This is a genomic window from Rhodanobacter sp. Root627 (assembly GCF_001427835.1).
Classification (GTDB): Bacteria; Pseudomonadota; Gammaproteobacteria; order Xanthomonadales; family Rhodanobacteraceae; genus Rhodanobacter; species Rhodanobacter ginsenosidimutans.
Genome location: NZ_LMGW01000002.1, coordinates 601,383 through 618,554, shown reverse-complemented (window position 1 = coordinate 618,554; position 17,172 = coordinate 601,383). Strand labels below are relative to the sequence as shown.

At 66.4% G+C, this 17,172-nt stretch carries 16 protein-coding genes and 1 riboswitch; of the genes, 5 read left to right on the top strand and 11 right to left on the bottom strand.

Annotation, left to right across the window (positions count from 1 at the left end; all coding sequences use genetic code 11):
- Nucleotides 1-137: 137 nt before the first annotated feature.
- The 10 genes from purH to cutA all read right to left on the bottom strand — a co-directional run bounded on the left by purH (nt 138) and on the right by cutA (nt 10,041).
- Nucleotides 138-1,748: a bifunctional phosphoribosylaminoimidazolecarboxamide formyltransferase/IMP cyclohydrolase gene (gene purH, locus ASD68_RS10050; RefSeq protein WP_056606273.1), complete on the bottom strand. Its 1,611-nt coding sequence runs from the start codon at nt 1,746-1,748 to the stop codon at nt 138-140.
- 89 nt (nt 1,749-1,837) lie between these two features.
- Nucleotides 1,838-2,137 carry a helix-turn-helix domain-containing protein gene (locus tag ASD68_RS10045; protein ID WP_056082481.1) on the bottom strand — a complete coding sequence of 100 codons (300 nt, stop codon included), beginning with the start codon at nt 2,135-2,137 and terminating at the stop codon, nt 1,838-1,840.
- A gap of 203 nt (nt 2,138-2,340) precedes the next feature.
- Nucleotides 2,341-3,138: a zinc-ribbon and DUF3426 domain-containing protein gene (locus ASD68_RS10040; protein ID WP_056606270.1), complete on the bottom strand. Its 798-nt coding sequence runs from the start codon at nt 3,136-3,138 to the stop codon at nt 2,341-2,343.
- An 84-nt stretch (nt 3,139-3,222) separates the two neighbouring features.
- Complete coding sequence (gene prmA / locus ASD68_RS10035; RefSeq protein ID WP_056606269.1) at nt 3,223-4,119, bottom strand: 50S ribosomal protein L11 methyltransferase; 897 nt, start codon at nt 4,117-4,119, stop codon at nt 3,223-3,225.
- A 180-nt stretch (nt 4,120-4,299) separates the two neighbouring features.
- A complete protein-coding gene (accC, locus tag ASD68_RS10030) occupies nt 4,300-5,667 on the bottom strand; it encodes an acetyl-CoA carboxylase biotin carboxylase subunit (RefSeq protein WP_056606266.1) in 1,368 nt (455 codons plus the stop codon).
- Between the two features lie 11 nt (nt 5,668-5,678).
- Nucleotides 5,679-6,134, bottom strand: coding sequence for an acetyl-CoA carboxylase biotin carboxyl carrier protein (gene accB, locus ASD68_RS10025; RefSeq protein WP_056606264.1), 456 nt, complete (start codon nt 6,132-6,134; stop codon nt 5,679-5,681).
- 65 nt (nt 6,135-6,199) lie between these two features.
- Nucleotides 6,200-6,652, bottom strand: coding sequence for a type II 3-dehydroquinate dehydratase (aroQ, locus tag ASD68_RS10020; RefSeq protein ID WP_056082464.1), 453 nt, complete (start codon nt 6,650-6,652; stop codon nt 6,200-6,202).
- Nucleotides 6,653-6,805: 153 nt separating this feature from the next.
- Nucleotides 6,806-7,339 (bottom strand): TlpA disulfide reductase family protein, encoded by a 534-nt coding sequence (locus tag ASD68_RS10015; protein ID WP_056082461.1) that lies wholly within the window; start codon nt 7,337-7,339, stop codon nt 6,806-6,808.
- Nucleotides 7,336-9,519 carry a protein-disulfide reductase DsbD gene (locus tag ASD68_RS10010; RefSeq protein ID WP_056606261.1) on the bottom strand — a complete coding sequence of 728 codons (2,184 nt, stop codon included), beginning with the start codon at nt 9,517-9,519 and terminating at the stop codon, nt 7,336-7,338. Before ASD68_RS10010 ends, ASD68_RS10015 begins: the two co-directional genes overlap by 4 nt.
- A 177-nt stretch (nt 9,520-9,696) precedes the next feature.
- Nucleotides 9,697-10,041 (bottom strand): divalent-cation tolerance protein CutA, encoded by a 345-nt coding sequence (gene cutA, locus ASD68_RS10005; RefSeq protein WP_235578711.1) that lies wholly within the window; start codon nt 10,039-10,041, stop codon nt 9,697-9,699.
- A gap of 226 nt (nt 10,042-10,267) precedes the next feature.
- Here cutA and ASD68_RS10000 point away from each other — a divergent pair, with 226 nt between their 5' ends.
- A complete protein-coding gene (locus ASD68_RS10000) occupies nt 10,268-10,561 on the top strand; it encodes a co-chaperone GroES (protein ID WP_007081521.1) in 294 nt (97 codons plus the stop codon).
- 129 nt (nt 10,562-10,690) lie between these two features.
- On the top strand, nt 10,691-12,346 hold the full coding sequence (gene groL, locus ASD68_RS09995; RefSeq protein ID WP_056082455.1) for a chaperonin GroEL: 1,656 nt from the start codon (nt 10,691-10,693) through the stop codon (nt 12,344-12,346).
- A 205-nt stretch (nt 12,347-12,551) separates the two neighbouring features.
- Here the strand turns inward: groL and metE are convergent, their stop codons facing one another.
- On the bottom strand, nt 12,552-14,843 hold the full coding sequence (gene metE, locus ASD68_RS09990; protein WP_056606259.1) for a 5-methyltetrahydropteroyltriglutamate--homocysteine S-methyltransferase: 2,292 nt from the start codon (nt 14,841-14,843) through the stop codon (nt 12,552-12,554).
- A gap of 135 nt (nt 14,844-14,978) precedes the next feature.
- Nucleotides 14,979-15,145: riboswitch (cobalamin riboswitch) on the bottom strand.
- A 182-nt stretch (nt 15,146-15,327) separates the two neighbouring features.
- Here metE and ASD68_RS09985 point away from each other — a divergent pair.
- Genes ASD68_RS09985 through ASD68_RS09975 form a run of 3 tightly spaced genes read left to right on the top strand, consistent with a single transcriptional unit; the run spans nt 15,328 to nt 17,171 of the window.
- A complete protein-coding gene (locus ASD68_RS09985) occupies nt 15,328-15,870 on the top strand; it encodes a carboxymuconolactone decarboxylase family protein (protein ID WP_056606256.1) in 543 nt (180 codons plus the stop codon).
- A gap of 21 nt (nt 15,871-15,891) precedes the next feature.
- Entirely contained in the window at nt 15,892-17,007 is a 1,116-nt protein-coding gene (locus ASD68_RS09980) for an acyl-CoA dehydrogenase family protein (protein ID WP_056082447.1), read from the top strand.
- Nucleotides 17,007-17,171 carry a rubredoxin gene (locus ASD68_RS09975; protein ID WP_007081516.1) on the top strand — a complete coding sequence of 55 codons (165 nt, stop codon included), beginning with the start codon at nt 17,007-17,009 and terminating at the stop codon, nt 17,169-17,171. The genes ASD68_RS09980 and ASD68_RS09975 overlap by 1 nt, the downstream gene beginning before the upstream one ends.
- Nucleotide 17,172 lies beyond the last annotated feature (1 nt).

The window sequence follows — 17,172 nt, the reverse complement described above, 5'->3', positions numbered from 1 at the left end:
TTGAGCTGCCCATGCTGGACCGCGCAGCTTCCACGGAACGTATAGGAGCGCACCCTGTGCGCGATCGCCTTTAGCGAATCCCGAATCGGGCTCCGCCGGAAAAGCGGTCGCGCACAGGGTGCGCTCCTACAAGGGCATCAGTGCCGGAAATGGCGCATGCCGGTAAACACCATCGCGATGTCGTGTTCGTCGGCGGCGGCGATCACCTCGCTGTCGCGCATCGAGCCGCCGGGCTGGATCACCGCGCTGATGCCGGTCGCCGCGGCGGCGTCGATGCCGTCGCGGAACGGGAAGAACGCATCGGACGCCATCACCGAACCGCGCACTTCGAGCTTCTCGTCGGCGGCCTTGATGCCGGCGATCTTCGCGCTGTAGACGCGGCTCATCTGGCCGGCGCCGACGCCGATGGTCTGGCGGTCGCGGGCGTAGACGATGGCGTTGGACTTGACGAACTTGGCCACCTTCCAGGCGAAGATCAGGTCGTCGATCTGCGCCGGCGTGGGCGCGCGCCGGGTCACCACCTTGAGGTCGCCCGCGCCGATCATGCCGGTGTCGGCGGTCTGGATCAGCAGGCCCGAGCCCACGCGCTTCACGTTCATGCCCGGATGCGGCGCACGCAGGTCGCCATCTGCCGGCGGCGGGATTTCCAGCACGCGCACGTTGCCCTTCTTCGCGAACGCCTTCAGCGCATCGTCGGCGTAACCCGGCGCCAGCACCACTTCGACAAACTGACGCTCCACGATGGCCTGCGCGGTGGCGCCGTCCAGTTCGCGGTTGAACGCGATGATGCCGCCGAACGCCGAGGTGGGATCGGTCTGGTAGGCCAGGTCGTAGGCCTTGCCGATGCCGTCCAGGCTCACTGCCACACCGCAGGGGTTGGCGTGTTTCACGATCACGCAGGCCGGCTTCACGAAGCTGCGCACACACTCCCACGCGGCGTCGGCGTCGGCGATGTTGTTGAACGAAAGCTCCTTGCCCTGCAACTGGCGGAACGTGGCCAACGTGCCGGGCACGGGTGCGAGGTCGCGGTAGAACGCGGCCTGCTGGTGCGGGTTTTCGCCGTAGCGCAGATCCATCACCTTTTCGTGGCGGCCGTTGGCCTGCGCCGGGAAGGTTGCGTGGCCGGCTACCGCGGTGTGTGCGTCATCGAGCTGCAGGCCGGAGAGGTAGTCGCTGATGGCGCCGCCGTAGTTGGCCACGCGGTTGAACGCGGCCACGGCCAGCTTGAAGCGTGTGGCGCGGCGCAGGCCACCCTCGCTTTCGATCTCGGCCAGCGCGTCGACGTACTGGTCGGGCGAGGTCAGCACGCCCACGTCGTTCCAGTTCTTGGCCGCCGAACGCAGCATCGCCGGGCCGCCGATGTCGATGTTCTCGATCGCGTCCTCCAGCGTGCAGTCGGGCTTGGCCACGGTGGCTTCGAACGGATAGAGGTTCAGCACCAGCAGGTCGATCGGCGCGATGCCCAGCTCGGCCATCACCGCGTCGTCGGTGCCGCGCCGGCCCAGCAGGCCGCCGTGCACTTTCGGGTGCAGCGTCTTGACGCGGCCATCCATGATCTCGGGGAAACCGGTGACGTCGCTGACGTCGGTGACCGCGATGCCGGCCTCACGCAATGCGCGTGCGCTGCCGCCGGTGGACAGCAGCTCCACGCCGCGCGCGCTCAATCGCCGGCCCAGGTCAATCAGGCCGTTCTTGTCGGAAACACTGAGCAGGGCGCGGCGGACGGGGACGAGATCGGGTGTGGGCATGACGTTTTCCAGCGGGGAAAACGTCACAGTATAGCCGTCTGAACGATTGCCCGGTTTTCAGCGAGGAAACGTGGCGCGGGGTGACGCGATCACAGCAGCCCGTAGATGGCCAGCTTCTTGCGCAGGGTGGCGCGGTTGATGCCCAGCGCGGTGGCGGCGCGGCTCTGGTTGCCTTCGTGGAACGCCATCACCTCGCGCAGCAGCGGCCCTTCGACTTCGCGCAGCACCATCGCGTGCAGGCCCTCGCTGCATTCGGCATCGCCGATGTCGGCGAGATAGCGGCGCACGGTGCGGCTGACGCACTCGCTCAACGCGCTTTGCGAAGTACTCTGCGACGGGGGCTGTTTTGCGGCCTCGGCAACAGGCAGTCTGACGGCGTTCACGAGCATTTCCTCTGGCATGCGAAGCGCGGCTGCATAGGCCGCTGGCTATAGTTCTTTCGACTCCGCCGATGGCGGCGCGCATGCAAGGCGATGTGCCGCATGCGGGAAGGGACCGAGTCTACCCGCGCGCGGCAGGAATTTTAAGTGCTGATGCGGGAGTTCGCGTTCGCCATGACGTGTGCAGTCATGTTCGTGCGGCGGGATGCCGCCTATTCGAAATCGAACGCGAACGCGACGGCACGTGTGCCCGGGTCTTCCACCTCGAACAACAAGGCGGTGCGGCTGCCCGGCGCCAGCCCGCGCTGCACGGCCTGCGGGTCATCGAGGTATTCGGCCGGTTGCAGGCGCCGCATCGCCACACGTTTGCCTTGTGCATCGGACAGCGTCAGCGCCACCACCGGATAGGGCTGGCTGAAGGGGGCGTCATTGCGCACACCGAGGCTGATCACCAGCGCGCCCGGTACGCTGGGGTGGGTTTGCACGTTGCTGGCGAGTAGCCGCAATTGCCCGGGTGCGGCCACCAATGGCAGCTGGCAATGCAAGGTGTTGCAGATCTGCTGCAGCATGGGCCCGCTTTGCGGATCGCGGATCAGGAAATCCCGCTTGGCCCAGGCCAGCTGGCTGCCCAGCAGCAAGGTCAGGAAGGTGCAGGCGAAGACCCAGGGCCAGAACCGTTCGGTCGATTCGCGCCGGTTGCGCGCGAAGCGTGGCGCAAAGGCCTGCGGCCCGGATGCATTGGCTGTCGCGTTGCCGGCGGCATCGGCCACGACGACCGCGATCGGCTCCACCGGCGGGCGATACACCGCCAGCTCCAGCAGCGGCGGACGCATCAGGCTTGGGTGCAGCGGCAGTTCCCGGAACGGCTCCGGTGGCAGCTGGTCGGTGAGGTTGGCCAGCGCGTCGAAGGTATCGCCGCAATGCCCGCACGACACCTGTCCGCCGGCGAGCGTCAGTGTCCCGACGTCCAGCGAAAACACGGTGAGGCAAGCGGGACACTGCGTATACATGGGCGCCTTCGTTCGGTGAGCCGCAAGCTTAGCGCAGCGGCCAGCGGCCAGCGGCCAGCGGCCAGCGGGCCCGAGCCCGCATGCTCAGCGGCGCCGTCCGCTGATGCGCACCCAGCCCTCGCGGGTGTCAATGCGCAGTGCGTCGAACCATTCGTCGTAGCGCTGCAGCAGTTCATCCTGCTGGCCGTCGAGGATGCCGGAGATGGCGAACGGCGCGCCGGGTTTCGCGGCGGCAGCAAAGGTGGGCGCCAATGCGCCCAGCGGGCCGGCCAGGATATTGGCGACGAAGACGTCGGCCAGGTCGGCTTCCACGTCGTCGGGCAGGAACAGGGCGAGCCGGTCGGCCACGCCGTTGCGTTCCGCGTTGTCGCGCGACGCGGTCAGCGCCTGCGGATCGTTGTCCACGCCGACGGCGCTGGCGGCGCCCAGCTTCAGCGCCGCGATCGCCAGGATGCCCGAGCCGCAGCCGTAGTCGGTCACGGTCTTGCCGGCCAGCTCCAGCCCGTCCAGCCATTCCAGGCACAAGGCGGTGGTGGGATGGGTGCCGCTGCCGAAGGCGAGGCCGGGGTCGAGCCGCACCACCACCAGGTCGTCGTCGGCCGGCGGTTCGATGTTCCAGGGGTAGATCCACAGCCGGCGCCCGAACGGCATCGGTTTGAACTGGTCCATCCAGGCGCGCTCCCAATCCTGGTCGGCAACCTCGGTGAAGCCGAGCTGGTCGGGCTCCAGCCAGGGCAGCAGTTCGCCCAGCGCGGCGCCCAGGCCGCGGCGGTCGGTGTGCTCGTCGAACAGCGCATCGAGCGTGATCGTGGGCCACAACGGCAACTCGCCCACGCCGGGCTCGAAGATCGCCTGTTCATCAGGTGTCTCCGCGTTGGCATCGCGCAAGGTGACCGAGAGTGCGCCCAGATCCTCCAGCGCCTCTTCCGCGCGGGGTTGCTGTTCGGTGCGCACGACGAGGGATAGTTCGAGGAAAGGCATGGGATCCGTGGGTGCGTTGTTCCTCTCCCGGCTACATTTCAATGGAGAGGGGTGGGTGAGGTGGCGATCGTGCGATGAACTTGTTCCAGAGCTGGCTTTGATCAACTCTTCCGCGAGCACCCGGCCCTCTCCTCAATCCTCTCCCCGGAGGGGAGAGGAGGCGAACGCAAAAAAGCGTCTTTATTGGCCGCTGGCGGCTTTCTCTTTCTGCTCAGCCATGCGCTTTTCGAGGTAATGGATGTTCTGGCCGCCGTGCTGGAATCCGACGTCGCTCATGATCCGCTGCTGCAGCGGGATGTTGCACTTCACGCCCTCGATCACCGTCTCGGCCAGCGCCAGCCGCATGCGGGCGATGGCGGTTTCGCGGTCGGGCCCGTGCACGATCAGCTTGCCGATCATCGAGTCGTAATTGGGTGGAATGCGGTAGCCGTCGTACAGATGCGTATCCACGCGCACGCCCGGGCCACCCGGCGCCTCGAAGCGCTTCACCGTGCCGGGGCTGGGCATGAAGGTGTCGGGGTCTTCGGCGTTGATGCGACATTCGATGGCGTGGCCGCGGATCACGATGTCTTCCTGCCTGATCGACAGCTTCTCGCCGCCGGCGATCAGCAACTGCTCGCGCACCAGATCGACACCGGTGATCCACTCCGTCACCGGGTGCTCGACCTGGATGCGGGTGTTCATCTCGATGAAGTAGAACTTGCCGCCCTCGAACAGGAACTCGAACGTGCCGGCGCCGCGGTAGCCGATGCGGATGCAGGCATCGGTGCAGACCTTGCCGATCTCGGCGCGCAGCTCCGCCGTGATGCCCGGTGCGGGGGCCTCTTCGACCACTTTCTGGTGACGGCGCTGCATCGAGCAGTCGCGCTCGCCCAGATGGATCGCATTGCCCTGGCCGTCGGCCAGCACCTGGATTTCCACGTGGCGTGGATTTTCCAGGTACTTCTCCATGTACACCTGATCGTTGCCGAAGGCCGCCTTGGCCTCCTGCTTGGTCATCACGATGGAGTTGGCCAGGTGCGCCTCGGTGCGCACCACGCGCATGCCGCGGCCGCCACCACCACCGGAGGCCTTGATGATCACCGGATAGCCGATCTCGCGGGCGATGCGCAGGCTTTCCTCGACGTTGTCATCCAGCGGGCCACCAGAACCCGGCACGCAGGGCACGCCAGCGGCTTTCATGGCGCGGATCGCCTCGACCTTGTCGCCCATCAGGCGGATCACGTCGGCGGTCGGGCCGATGAAGATGAAGCCGGATTGCTCCACCTGCTCGGCAAAATCCGCCCGCTCGGACAGGAAGCCGTAGCCCGGATGGATCGCCTGGGCGTCGGTGATTTCCGCCGCCGCGATGATGCGGGGGATATTGAGGTAGCTGTCCGTCGACGGCCCCGGGCCGATGCAGATGCTTTCATCCGCCAGGCCTACGTGTTTCAAGTTGCGATCGACGGTGGAGTGCACGGCCACGGTCTTGATGCCGAGGCTGTGGCAGGCGCGCAACACGCGCAGCGCAATTTCGCCGCGGTTGGCGATGACGACTTTTTCTAGCATGCCGGTGGCCCTCAGGCGATCACGAACATCGGTTCGTCGAACTCAACCGGTTGGCCATTCTCGATCAGGATTGCCTTGACCGTGCCGGAGACCTCGGCCTCGATCTGGTTGAACATCTTCATCGCCTCGATCACGCCCAGCGTGTCGCCGACTTTCACCTGCTGGCCGACCTTGACGAAGGCGGGTGTGCCCGGTGAGGCGGAAGCGTAGAACGTGCCCACCATCGGCGCCTTCACCACGTTGCCGGCGGGCAGGGCGTTGGCGGCGGGGGCTTCGGCAACGACGGGCACCGGTGCCGCGGCGGCAACCGGGGCCGGTGCGGCCACGGCGACCGGGGCGGCGACGGGCGCGGTGCCCTTGGGGACGCGCGAGAGGCGTACCACTTCCTCGCCTTCCTTGATCTCCAGCTCGGCGAGGTTGGATTCCTCCAGCAAGTCGATCAGCTTCTTGATTTTGCGCAAATCCATCGGATCAGCCCTTCAGTTTCAGTGAATGCCACCGGTGGGTGGCTGGAAAAATGTTGACGGCCAAATCAGGCGGTCGCGGCCGGCTGCAGGCGGTGAATCGCCGCCTCCAGCGCCAGGCGGTAGCTGTCGCCACCGAAGCCGCAGATCACGCCAATGGCCAGGTCCGACAAATACGAGTGGTGGCGGAACGGCTCACGTGCATGCACGTTGGACAGGTGCACCTCGATGAACGGCACCGCCACCGCGGCCAGCGCGTCGCGCAGGGCGATGCTGGTGTGGGTGAACGCGGCGGGGTTGAACAGGATCAGCGCGGTGCCATCGTCGCGCGCCTGCTGGATGCGCCCCACCAGCTCATGCTCGGCGTTGGACTGGAACCAGACCAGTTCGTGGCCGGCCGCCTGCGCCTGCGCGGCGAGCTGGGCGTTGATGTCGACCAGGGTCAGGTGCCCGTAGATATGGGGCTCGCGCGAGCCCAGCAGGTTGAGATTGGGCCCATGGAGAACCAGGATCTTTGCCACATACCACCCGACTGCTTGCTCCGGACGCCCGGAATGCCGCGCAGTGTGCGCGTCGGCATCAAAGTTGTCCAGTTCGGCGCAGATCGGCGATGTTTGAAGAAGAAGTCCCGCTCCCAGCGACGTCGACGATACGCAATCGTACGTTTGGCCGCCTCAATCGGCCTGCGGCGCCAGCCATTGCTGCAGCTGGGCATCGTCCAGTGGGCCGGCATGCTGGGCCCGTACGCGGCCATCGGCGCCGATCAGCACGCTGTAGGGCAACACGTCGCTGACGTCGCCAAACCGGTAGGCCGAGCTCGGGTGTGACAGCTGCCCCAGCACGATCGGGTAGCTCACCGGGTGGGCGGCCAGGAACGCACGGACGGGCGCCGGCTGGTCCATCGCGACGCCGATCACGGTCACGCCGCCGGCGCCGTGGCGCTGCTGGGCGCGATCCAGTGCCGGCATTTCCTCACGGCAGGGCAGGCACCAGCTGGCCCAGAAATTCAGCACGACCGGGTGGCCGCGGTAGTCGGCCAGGTCGTGTGTCGTGCCGGAAAGGTCGGGCAACTTGAGCGCGGGCGCCGGTTGTCCGACCAGGGGCGTGGATGCTGGCGGCGCGTCGGCCTGACGTTGCCAGTAACCACCCACGCCGGCGACCAGCACCGCCATCCCCAGGATGATCCAGTTGCTGCGGCTGAAGATCATTTCGCCGCCTCCGTCAGTGCCTGCTCCACCATCGAGGAGGTCAGCACGGTGGAAAGCTGGCGGCCCGGCCCGCCGTCGCTCGGAAACACCACATATAGCGGCACGCCGGGCGAGTTGTATTGCTGCAGGAAGGCACTGATCACCGGGTTGACGTCGGTCCAGTCGCCTTTCATGTAGACCGCGCCGGTGCGCTGCAGCAGCGCGCGGAAGGCGGCGGTGTTGAGTACGGTGTGTTCGTTCGCCTTGCAGGTGACGCACCAGTCGGCGGTCATGTCGACGAAAACCGGCGTGCCGGCAGCGCGCAGCGCGGCCAGCTTCTCGGGGCTGTACGCCACCACGCCTTCCTCAGCCACGGCGCCGGCCGCCACTGGCGGCACGTGGGCCAGCAGATAGAGCGGTGCCAGCGTGGCCAACGCCAGCGGCAGCACCCACGCGCGGCCGGCGATGCCGCGCGAACGGCTGCGCTCGAACCACCACAGCGTCATCGCCAGCAGCACCATTGCCACCAGCACCAGGCCCACCGCGTCCGCGCCACGCTGGTTGGCCAGCACCCACACCAGCCACGCGGCGGTGAGGTACATCGGAAACGCCAGCACCTGTTTCAGGGTTTCCATCCAGCGGCCCGGTCGCGGCAGCAGCCGGCCCAACGCGGGCACGAAGCCGATCGCCAGGAACGGCAACGCCAGGCCCACGCCCAGCGCCAGGAACACCCCCAGCGCCGACAGCATCGGTGCCGCGAACGCATAGGCCAGCGCGCCACCCATGAACGGCGCGGTGCAGGGGCTGGCCACCACCACGGCCAGCACGCCGGTGAAGAAATCGCCCGCTGGCCCGGAGCGCGACGCCAGCCCGGCGCCCGTATTGCCCAGCGAGGCGCCGAGCTGCACCACGCCGGACAGCGACAACCCCACCGCCAGCATCACGCAGGCCAGCACGCCCACCAGCAGCGGCTGCTGCAATTGCGAACCCCAACCCAGCGAATGGCCGGCGGCACGCAGCGCCAGGATGCCCATGCCCAGCGCGGCGAAACTGCACAGCACGCCCGCCGTATAGAACAAGGCATGCCGCCGCGCCGCGGCCCGGCTCTCGCCGCTTTCCAGCACGCTGACCGCCTTGATCGACAGCACAGGCAACACGCAGGGCATCAGGTTCAGCACCAGTCCGCCCAGCAACGCCAGCGCCAGCGCGGCAAACAGGCCGGTTCGAATCGGGGAGGAGGGCGTGGTGTCGACAGGTGCCGATGCGGCAGCCGTGGCGGCGCCGCCCAGATCGACCGTAACCGTGCGGGTCATCGGCGGATAGCAAAGCCCGCCGTCCTGGCAGCCCTGGAACGTGGCCTGCACGGTCAGCTGCTTGCGGCCGGCCAGGTCGCCATCCACCGCCACCGGCACATCGACCTGGTCGAAATAGACCACGACATTGCCGAACTGCGGATCGGCGTGCGTGACGCCGTCGGGCCATTCGGGCGGCCGCAGGCGCAGGCCGTCGGCGTCGACCAGCTTCAGCGTGGTGCGGTCGCGATACAGGTAATAACCCTTGGGCATCGACCAGCGCAGCAGCAGGTGGCTGGGGTCCGGTGCGACGGCTTCAAAGCGGAACGCCTCATCTTCGGGCAGCGGTGCGGCGGCCATGCCCGCCGGCGCGCTGGCGCCGCGACTGCCCAGCCCGGTCAATGCCGCGCCCAGGCTTTGCGCGGCCGGCGGGGACGCGACCGCATTGGCTGGCAGCGGCAGGTCGAGGTGTTCGGTGTGGGGCGGATAGCAGATCTTCGGATCGACCTCGTGGCAACCCTGGTACTGCACATCCAGCTTCAGGCGGGTGGTGCCGGCGGCCACGGTGTAGGGCACCGTGGCATCCACGCCGTGGTGGTAGGTCTCCACGTCGCCGAGGTATTCGTCGTGATGCTTTTCACCGTCGGGTAGCTGTGCCGTGCCCAGGGTGACGCCGGGGCCGGCGCTGAATTTCATGCGGCCGCGGTAGAGGTAATAGTCCGGCGCGATGGTCCAGTGCAGCTTCAGCACGCCGGGAGTCGAGGCGTCGGTGCTGAGCTGGTAGGCCTCGGTCACCGGCAGCAGGTTGTCCTCCTGCGCCCAGGTGGGCAGCGCGGCGAACAGCAGGCCCAGCAACAGCATCAACTGGACCGGCAGGCGGTGGAAACGGGGGAAATGCAGCGCTTGCATTACAACTCCGGCGGGTGACGCGGGCAGACAACAGGTAAAGGCGGGCTATGGATGGCGGCGTGTCCGCAACGGTTCCGCAGCGGCGCCGTCGATACGCTCCCTTGCACATTATGGAGCAGTGGCGGGGATCGAGCCGTGTCGTGCGGCGTTATGCGCGCCCGGCCGCTGGTGTCCTCATCATCCCGCGCTTTGTTCGCGCACCCAGTCGAGGTAGGCATCGTGGCCCTGCGCCACGGGTACACCCACCAGCTCCGGCAGCTCGTACGGGTGCAGCGTCAGCAGCCGCGTCTTCATCGCCTCGAAGCGGGCGGCGGTGGTCTTGATCAGCAGGAGATGCTCGTCATCGGTGGTGACCGCGCCCTGCCAGCGGTAGGTGGAGGTGACCCCAGGCAGGCAGCTGACGCAGGCGGCCAGTTTCTCGTCCACCAGCGTCGCGGCGATGGCCTTGGCACTGGCCGCGTCGGGACAACTGCAATAGCAAAGCAGCACGGCATCGGCGGGTGGTGGGGTGGCGACCATCATGCCAGCGTAACCGGAAAACGCGATGCTGCCGTCGCCGCCAGGTCATTTGCCCCGGTGCCCTTGAAAGCGTCGCCCATTCACCCAATTAGCTGTCGGGTCACCCGATCAAACCGCTTGCAGTGGCATGCTGTATCGCTAAAATTGGCACTCATATACCCCGAGTGCTAACAAGACCGAGGATCGGGTCTTCGAAGCCTTGTTCCACCTCAACCGTTTGGAGTCATCCATGAGCACACTGCGTCCGTTGCACGACCGCGTCATCGTCAAGCGTCTGGAAGAGGAGCGCGTCTCCGCCGGCGGCATCGTCATCCCCGACAGCGCCACCGAAAAGCCCACCCGCGGCAAGGTCGTCGCCGCCGGCACCGGCCTGATCATGGCCGACGGCAAGGTGCGCCCGATGTCGCTGAAGGCTGGCGACACCGTGCTGTTCGGCAAGTACGCCGGCCAGGAAATCAAGATCGATGGCGAGGATCTGGTGTTCCTGAAGGAAGACGACATTGTGGCGGTGATCGAGGGCTGATGGGCTGGGGCTGCGACAGGCTGAGCGCGAAGCAAAAAAGCGCGCTTGCCAGTCGCCTTTGGCTCCTTCCGGTAGTACCTCGCAAGATTTTCTCCATTCTTAATTCAATTTTTTTGAGGCAAAAAAATTATGGCCGCTAAAGAAGTACGTTTCGGCGAAGACGCCCGCGCCCGCATGCTGAAAGGCGTCAACACCCTGGCCAATGCGGTCAAGGTGACCCTCGGTCCCAAGGGCCGCAATGTGGTGCTCGAGAAGAGCTTCGGCGCCCCCACGATCACCAAGGACGGCGTGTCCGTCGCCAAGGAGATCGAGCTGGCCGACAAGTACGAGAACCTGGGCGCGCAGATCGTCAAGGAAGCCGCTTCCAAGACCTCCGACGTGGCCGGTGACGGCACCACCACCGCCACCGTGCTGGCGCAGGCGTTCATCCAGGAAGGCCTCAAGGCGGTCGCCGCCGGCATGAACCCGATGGATCTGAAGCGCGGCATCGACAAGGCCGTCTCGGCCGCCGTGGGCGAGCTGAAGAAGCTGTCCAACCCGACCGCGAACGACAAGGAAATCGCCCAGGTCGGCACGATCTCGGCCAACTCCGACACCAACATCGGCGACATCATCGCCACCGCGATGAAGAAGGTCGGCAAGGAAGGCGTGATCACGGTCGAGGAAGGCTCGGGCCTGGACAATGAGCTCGACGTGGTCGAGGGCATGCAGTTCGATCGCGGCTACCTGTCGCCGTACTTCATCAACAACCAGCAGAGCCAGCAGGTCGAGCTGGATGACCCGTACATCCTCATCCACGACAAGAAAGTGTCGAACGTGCGTGACCTGCTGCCGGTGCTGGAAGCCGTCGCCAAGGCCGGCAAGCCGCTGCTGATCGTGGCCGAGGAAGTGGAAGGCGAGGCGCTGGCCACCCTGGTGGTCAACACCATCCGCGGCATCGTCAAGGTCGCCGCCGTCAAGGCGCCGGGCTTCGGTGATCGCCGCAAGGCCATCCTGGAAGACATCGCCATCCTCACCAACGGCCAGGTCGTGTCCGAGGAAGTGGGCCTGTCGCTGGAGAAGACCACGGTCGCCGACCTGGGTCGCGCCAAGCGCATCGTCATCACCAAGGAAAACACCACGATCATCGACGGCGCGGGCGAGGCGGAGAAGATCCAGTCGCGCATCGGCCAGATCAAGGCGCAGATCGAGGAGACCTCCTCCGACTACGACCGCGAGAAGCTGCAGGAGCGCGTGGCCAAGCTGGCCGGCGGTGTTGCCGTGATCAAGGTCGGTGCCGGCACCGAGATCGAGATGAAGGAAAAGAAGGCCCGCGTCGAAGACGCCCTGCACGCCACGCGCGCAGCCGTCGAAGAAGGCGTGGTCCCCGGTGGTGGCGTGGCGCTGATCCGCGCGCTGAAGGCCGTCGAAGGCCTGAAGGGCGACAACACCGATCAGGACCTGGGCATCGCGATCACCCGCCGCGCGCTGGAAGCGCCGCTGCGCGCGATCGTCGCCAACGCTGGCGAAGAGTCGTCCGTGGTGCTGAACAAGGTCAAGGAAGGCAAGGGCAACTTCGGCTACAACGCCGCCACCGGTGAATACGGCGACATGATCGAGTTCGGCATCCTGGACCCGACCAAGGTCACCCGCTCGGCCCTGCAGCACGCCGCGTCGGTTGCCGGTCTGGCGATCACCACCGAGGCGATCGTTGCCGAAGCGCCGAAGAAGGAAGAAGCCCACAACCACGGCGGCGACGCCGGCGGCATGGGTGGTATGGGCGGCATGGGTGGCATGGGCTTCTAAGTCCCGCTCCACCAGCTGCATCCACGAAAAACCCCGCTTCGGCGGGGTTTTTCTTTGCTTAGGGTGAGGCCTGGCGTCGAAATCCAGCCCACCCCGCTGCGTGCCTTCTTGCCTTCTTGTAGGAGCGACTTCAGTCGCGATGCTTTTCATCAAGCTACAAGAGCATCGCGGCTGAAGCCGCTCCTACAAGGGTGCCCTGGACGCGCTACGCCTTTTCAGCCAACTCGCCGCGCAGTTGCCGGGCACAGCCGACCATGCCGCGCAGGGCCGCTTCCACCTCCGGCCAGCCGCGGGTTTTCAGGCCGCAGTCGGGGTTGACCCAGAGCTGCTCCACGCTCAGCACGTCCAGCGCCTTGCGCAGCAATTCCAGCATTTCGGCCGGGTCGGGCACGCGTGGCGAATGGATGTCGTAGACGCCGGGGCCGATGCCGTTGGGGTAGCGGAACCGCACGAACGCGTCGAGCAGCTCCATCCGCGAGCGGCTGGTCTCGATCGAGATCACGTCGGCATCCATCGCCGCCACCGCCTCGATGATGTCGTTGAACTCCGAGTAGCACATGTGGGTGTGGATCTGGGTGGTATCGCGCACGCCACCGGCGGTGATGCGGAAGCATTCCACTGCCCACGCCAGATAATGCGGCCATTCCGCGCGACGCAGTGGCAGGCCTTCGCGCAAGGCCGGCTCGTCGATCTGGATCAGCTGGATGCCTGCCGCCTCCAGGTCGTGCACTTCGTCGCGCAGCGCCAGCGCGATCTGCCGGCACACGGTTTCGCGCGGTAGGTCGTCGCGCACGAACGACCATTGCAGCATCGTCACCGGCCCGGTCAGCATGCCCTTCATCGGTTTGCTGGTCAGCGATTGCGCATAGCTGGACCAGGCCACCGTCATCGGCGCCGGCCGCACGATGTCGCCCCAGATCACCGGCGGCTTCACGCAGCGCGAGCCGTAGCTCTGCACCCAGCCCAGCTTGGTGAACAGATAGCCATCCATTTGCTCGCCGAAATACTCGACCATGTCGTTGCGCTCGGGCTCGCCGTGGACCAGCACGTCCAGCCCGATGGCCTCCTGGAAGCGCACCACCCGGGCGATTTCCGACTTCAGCAGATCGTCGTAGGCGACGTCGCTGAGCTTGCCGCCGCGGTGGGCGGCGCGGGCCTTGCGCAGGTCGTCGGTCTGCGGGAACGAGCCGATCGTGGTGGTCGGCAGCGGTGGCAGGTTCAGTGTCTCGGCCTGGGCGGCGTGGCGGGTGGCGTAGGCCGAACGACGCAGCGCGATCTGCGGGCTGAGGGTGCGCAGCCGTGCGCGCACGCCGGCATCCACCACGCCTGCCGATTGCGCCTGGGCATCCAGCAATGCCTGCTGCGCGGCCAGTGCGGCCGTGGCCTCGGCCTGTCCGGCCAGGGCGTCGGCGTAGGTGCGCAGCTCCTCCAGCTTCTGCCGCGCGAAGGCCATGGAGGCACACCGTGCCGGATCGAGCGCGGTTTCCGCCTCCAGATCGATCGGCACATGCTGCAGGGAACACGACGGCGCCAGCCACAGCCGCTCGTCACCGATCCGCGACTGCGCCTTGCGCAGCAGCGCCAGCACCTTGTCCGGCCGGCTGCGCCAGATATTGCGGCCGTCGATGACGCCGGCACTGAGCACCTGTGTCGGTGACAGCGCATCCAGCACGGTGTCGAGTTGGCCTGGCGCGCGCACCAGGTCGACATGCAGGCCGTCGACGGGCAGCGATGCGGCCAACTGCAGGTTGTCGCCCAGCGCCCCGAAATAGCTGGCCAGCAGAATTTTTGGGCCGCCCGCTGTGGCCAGTGCGGCGTACGCGCGGCGGTAGGCAGCCCGCGCCTCGTCATCAAGATCCAGCACCAGGCACGGTTCGTCCAGTTGCACCCACGTCGCGCCTGCGGCGGTCAGCTTGCCAAGCAGCTCGACGTAAGCCGGCAGCAACGCGTCGAGCAGCGCCAGCCGGTCACTGCCGTCGACCGCCTTGGCCAGCAGCAGGAACGAGACCGGCCCCAGCAGCACCGGGCGCGCCTGATGCCCCAGCGCCCGCGCTTGCAGGAATTCGGCCACGGGTTTGTCGCCGGCCAGGCGGAACTGCTGGCCCGCCTGCAGCTCCGGCACGAGGTAGTGGTAGTTCGTATCGAACCATTTGGTCATTTCCAGCGCGTGCAGGTCATGGCCGTTGCGCTTGTGGCCGCGCGCCATGGCGAAATAGCCGTCCAGATGGCCAGATTCAAACACCGGCCGATAGCGGTCCGGGATCGCATCGAACAACACCGCCGTGTCCAGCACGTGGTCGTAGAGGCTGAAATCGTTGCAGGGGACGACGTCGACACCGGCGCTGGATGCCAGTTGCCAGTGACGCTGGCGCAATTCCCGGGCGGTGTCTTGCAGGGCGTCGGCGGTGATTTCGCCGCGCCAGTGGGATTCCAGCGCGCGCTTGAGCTCGCGTTTCAAGCCGATGCGCGGAAAACCGGAGTAGGTGACTTGTGACATGTAGTGATTCCTCTTGCAGACAGTGAGCAAAGAGGAACGAAGGAGTGGGGCAATGTCCGCCGCCCCGCGACCTTCGCCCCCGCGGGCGATCGAGCCGGGCGCCGTGATGGCGCGCCCGGACCAAGTCGGGCGGAAGCGCGAACGCTTCCGGCTGGAGCAGGTATTCGGGCTCGTGGACGCGTCTCAAAACGTCGCGTCCACCTACCGTTGCGGGGCAGCTCCGGCTTCAGAACCGGGATTCCCTGCCATATATCTTTCTATTCGAATAGAGAGATATCTGAACCAGCGAGCGCAGAATAGAGGTGCGGAAGGGGCGAATCAATGATCCATGTCAATTCCGTCCGGGCCGTTGCCCGTTACTCGTCACCCACCGCCACGACCATGCTCGTTGGTTATAAGCACATGGAAACCGATCCTTTGTGATACGGCGATCCGCAGGATAAGGTGGACGGACGTCTAGCCGTCTATTAGTAAAGGTAAGTCCATGAGCCGCATTGCCATCCAGACCATCGAGAGCGCCCCGGAAGAAGCCGGCCCGCGCCTTGCCGCCGCCAAGAAAAACAGCGGTTTCGTGCCCAATCTTCTGGGTGTGCTGGCCAATGCGCCCACCGCGATCGAGACCTACCAGACCGTCAGCGCCATCAATGCACGCAACAGCCTGTCCGACACCGAGCGCGAGGTGATCCAGATCACCGCCGCTGCCCGCAACGGTTGCGGCTTCTGCGTCGCCGGCCACACCGCCATCGCGCGCAAGAAGCTGCAGATGCCCGAGCCCTTGCTGGAGGCCTTGCGCGCCAAGCAGGCGCTGGATGACCCGAAGCTCAACGCGCTGGCCTTGTTCACGCTGGCCGTGATCGAGGAGCGTGGCCAGGTGTCTGACGACGAACTGCAGGCGTTCCTCGCCGCCGGCTACAACCAGGGCCAGGCGCTGGAAGTGGTGCTGGGCGTGAGCCTGGCCACGCTGTGCAACTACGCCAACAACCTGGCGAAGACCCCGATCAACCCCGAACTGCAACCGTACGCCTGAGTCATCAGCGGAGGGAACGGCATGAGCCCGTCCGAAAACCACAACCCGTCATTGCAGGCGATCGCCACGCTGGTCGACGCGTCGCTGTCGCGGCTGGCCGACAGCATCGATCGCGAAGGCTTCTATCCGGTCGACTTCATGCGTGAGCTGGGCAAGCTGGGCGGTTTCGGCGCGACCGGCACGGATGCGTATGCGCTCGATCTCCCGCGGCAGATCGCCATCACCACGCAGGTGGGCCGCGTCTGCGGCTCCACCGCGTTCCTGGTGTGGTGCCAGTCCACCTGCGCCTGGTACCTGCAACATGCGCCTTCGGCCGCGGTGCGGCAGCGCTATCTGGACAAGGTCGCCAGCGGCTCGCTGCTGGCGGGTACCGGCATGTCCAATGCGGTGAAGCATCTGGCCGGGATCGAGAAGATCCGTCTTGACGCGCGTCGCGATGGCAACGGTTATGTGGTCAACGGCGTGCTGCCATGGGTGTCCAACGCCGGCGCCGACAATCTGGTGATCGTGGCCGCGGCGGTCGAAGGCGGCGGTTACCTGATGTTCGCCGTGGAAGGCCGTGCGCAAGGGCTGGAGCTGCACCCGTGCCCCGATTTCTCGGGCATGGAAGGCACCAGCACGCTCAACCTGCGTTTCAAGAACGTGGCGGTGGGCGCCGACAGCGTGCTGGCGCATCCGGAACAGTTCGAGGCCTTCATGGCGCGGATCAAGGCCGGCTTCGTGCTGGGTCAGGCAGGTATGGGCTTCGGCGTGGTCGAGGGCTGTTTGAAAACGCTGCGCGAAAGCAACGTAACCCATGCGCACGTGAATGCTCTGCTGGACGATCAGGAAGCCGATCTGCAGGCCGAGTTGGTGGCGTTGCAGACGCAAGCCGATGCGCTGTCGCGCCAGGCGCAGGCCGGCGCAGTCGCCATCCTGCCGGTGCTGAAGCTGCGCGCGGCCGCGTCGGAGCTGGCCTTGCGTGCGGCCAACTCGGCGGTGCTGCATGCGGGTGCGCGTGGTTACCTGATGCGCCACCCAGCCCAGCGCCAGCTGCGCGAGGCGGTTTTCGTGGCCATCGTGACGCCGGCGCTGAAGCATCTGCGCAAGGAAATCCGCGATCTCGAGCAGCGGCAACAGCAAGCCGAGGCCGCGTAATGGCGAAGTGGATGTGCGGGCCATGCGGCTTCGTGTACGACGAGGCGGAAGGCATGCCCGAGGACGGTATCGCGCCGGGTACGCCGTTCGAGTCGATTCCCGATGACTGGAGCTGCCCGGACTGCGGCGTGAGCAAGGACGATTTCTTCCTGGTACCGAATTGAG

What these genes read in the sequence shown, in the direction of transcription:
- ASD68_RS10040 (WP_056606270.1), bottom strand. Translation starts at nt 3,138, where the DNA reads ATGTATACGCAGTGTCCCGCTTGCCTCACCGTGTTTTCGCTGGACGTC.
- ASD68_RS10000 (WP_007081521.1), top strand. Translation starts at nt 10,268, where the DNA reads ATGAGCACACTGCGTCCGTTGCACGACCGCGTCATCGTCAAGCGTCTG.
- prmA (WP_056606269.1), bottom strand. Translation starts at nt 4,119, where the DNA reads ATGCCTTTCCTCGAACTATCCCTCGTCGTGCGCACCGAACAGCAACCC.
- accB (WP_056606264.1), bottom strand. Translation starts at nt 6,134, where the DNA reads ATGGATTTGCGCAAAATCAAGAAGCTGATCGACTTGCTGGAGGAATCC.
- ASD68_RS10010 (WP_056606261.1), bottom strand. Translation starts at nt 9,519, where the DNA reads ATGCAAGCGCTGCATTTCCCCCGTTTCCACCGCCTGCCGGTCCAGTTG.
- ASD68_RS10045 (WP_056082481.1), bottom strand. Translation starts at nt 2,137, where the DNA reads ATGCTCGTGAACGCCGTCAGACTGCCTGTTGCCGAGGCCGCAAAACAG.
- ASD68_RS09980 (WP_056082447.1), top strand. Translation starts at nt 15,892, where the DNA reads ATGAGCCCGTCCGAAAACCACAACCCGTCATTGCAGGCGATCGCCACG.
- groL (WP_056082455.1), top strand. Translation starts at nt 10,691, where the DNA reads ATGGCCGCTAAAGAAGTACGTTTCGGCGAAGACGCCCGCGCCCGCATG.
- ASD68_RS10015 (WP_056082461.1), bottom strand. Translation starts at nt 7,339, where the DNA reads ATGATCTTCAGCCGCAGCAACTGGATCATCCTGGGGATGGCGGTGCTG.
- cutA (WP_235578711.1), bottom strand. Translation starts at nt 10,041, where the DNA reads ATGATGGTCGCCACCCCACCACCCGCCGATGCCGTGCTGCTTTGCTAT.
- purH (WP_056606273.1), bottom strand. Translation starts at nt 1,748, where the DNA reads ATGCCCACACCCGATCTCGTCCCCGTCCGCCGCGCCCTGCTCAGTGTT.
- ASD68_RS09975 (WP_007081516.1), top strand. Translation starts at nt 17,007, where the DNA reads ATGGCGAAGTGGATGTGCGGGCCATGCGGCTTCGTGTACGACGAGGCG.
- ASD68_RS09985 (WP_056606256.1), top strand. Translation starts at nt 15,328, where the DNA reads ATGAGCCGCATTGCCATCCAGACCATCGAGAGCGCCCCGGAAGAAGCC.
- metE (WP_056606259.1), bottom strand. Translation starts at nt 14,843, where the DNA reads ATGTCACAAGTCACCTACTCCGGTTTTCCGCGCATCGGCTTGAAACGC.
- accC (WP_056606266.1), bottom strand. Translation starts at nt 5,667, where the DNA reads ATGCTAGAAAAAGTCGTCATCGCCAACCGCGGCGAAATTGCGCTGCGC.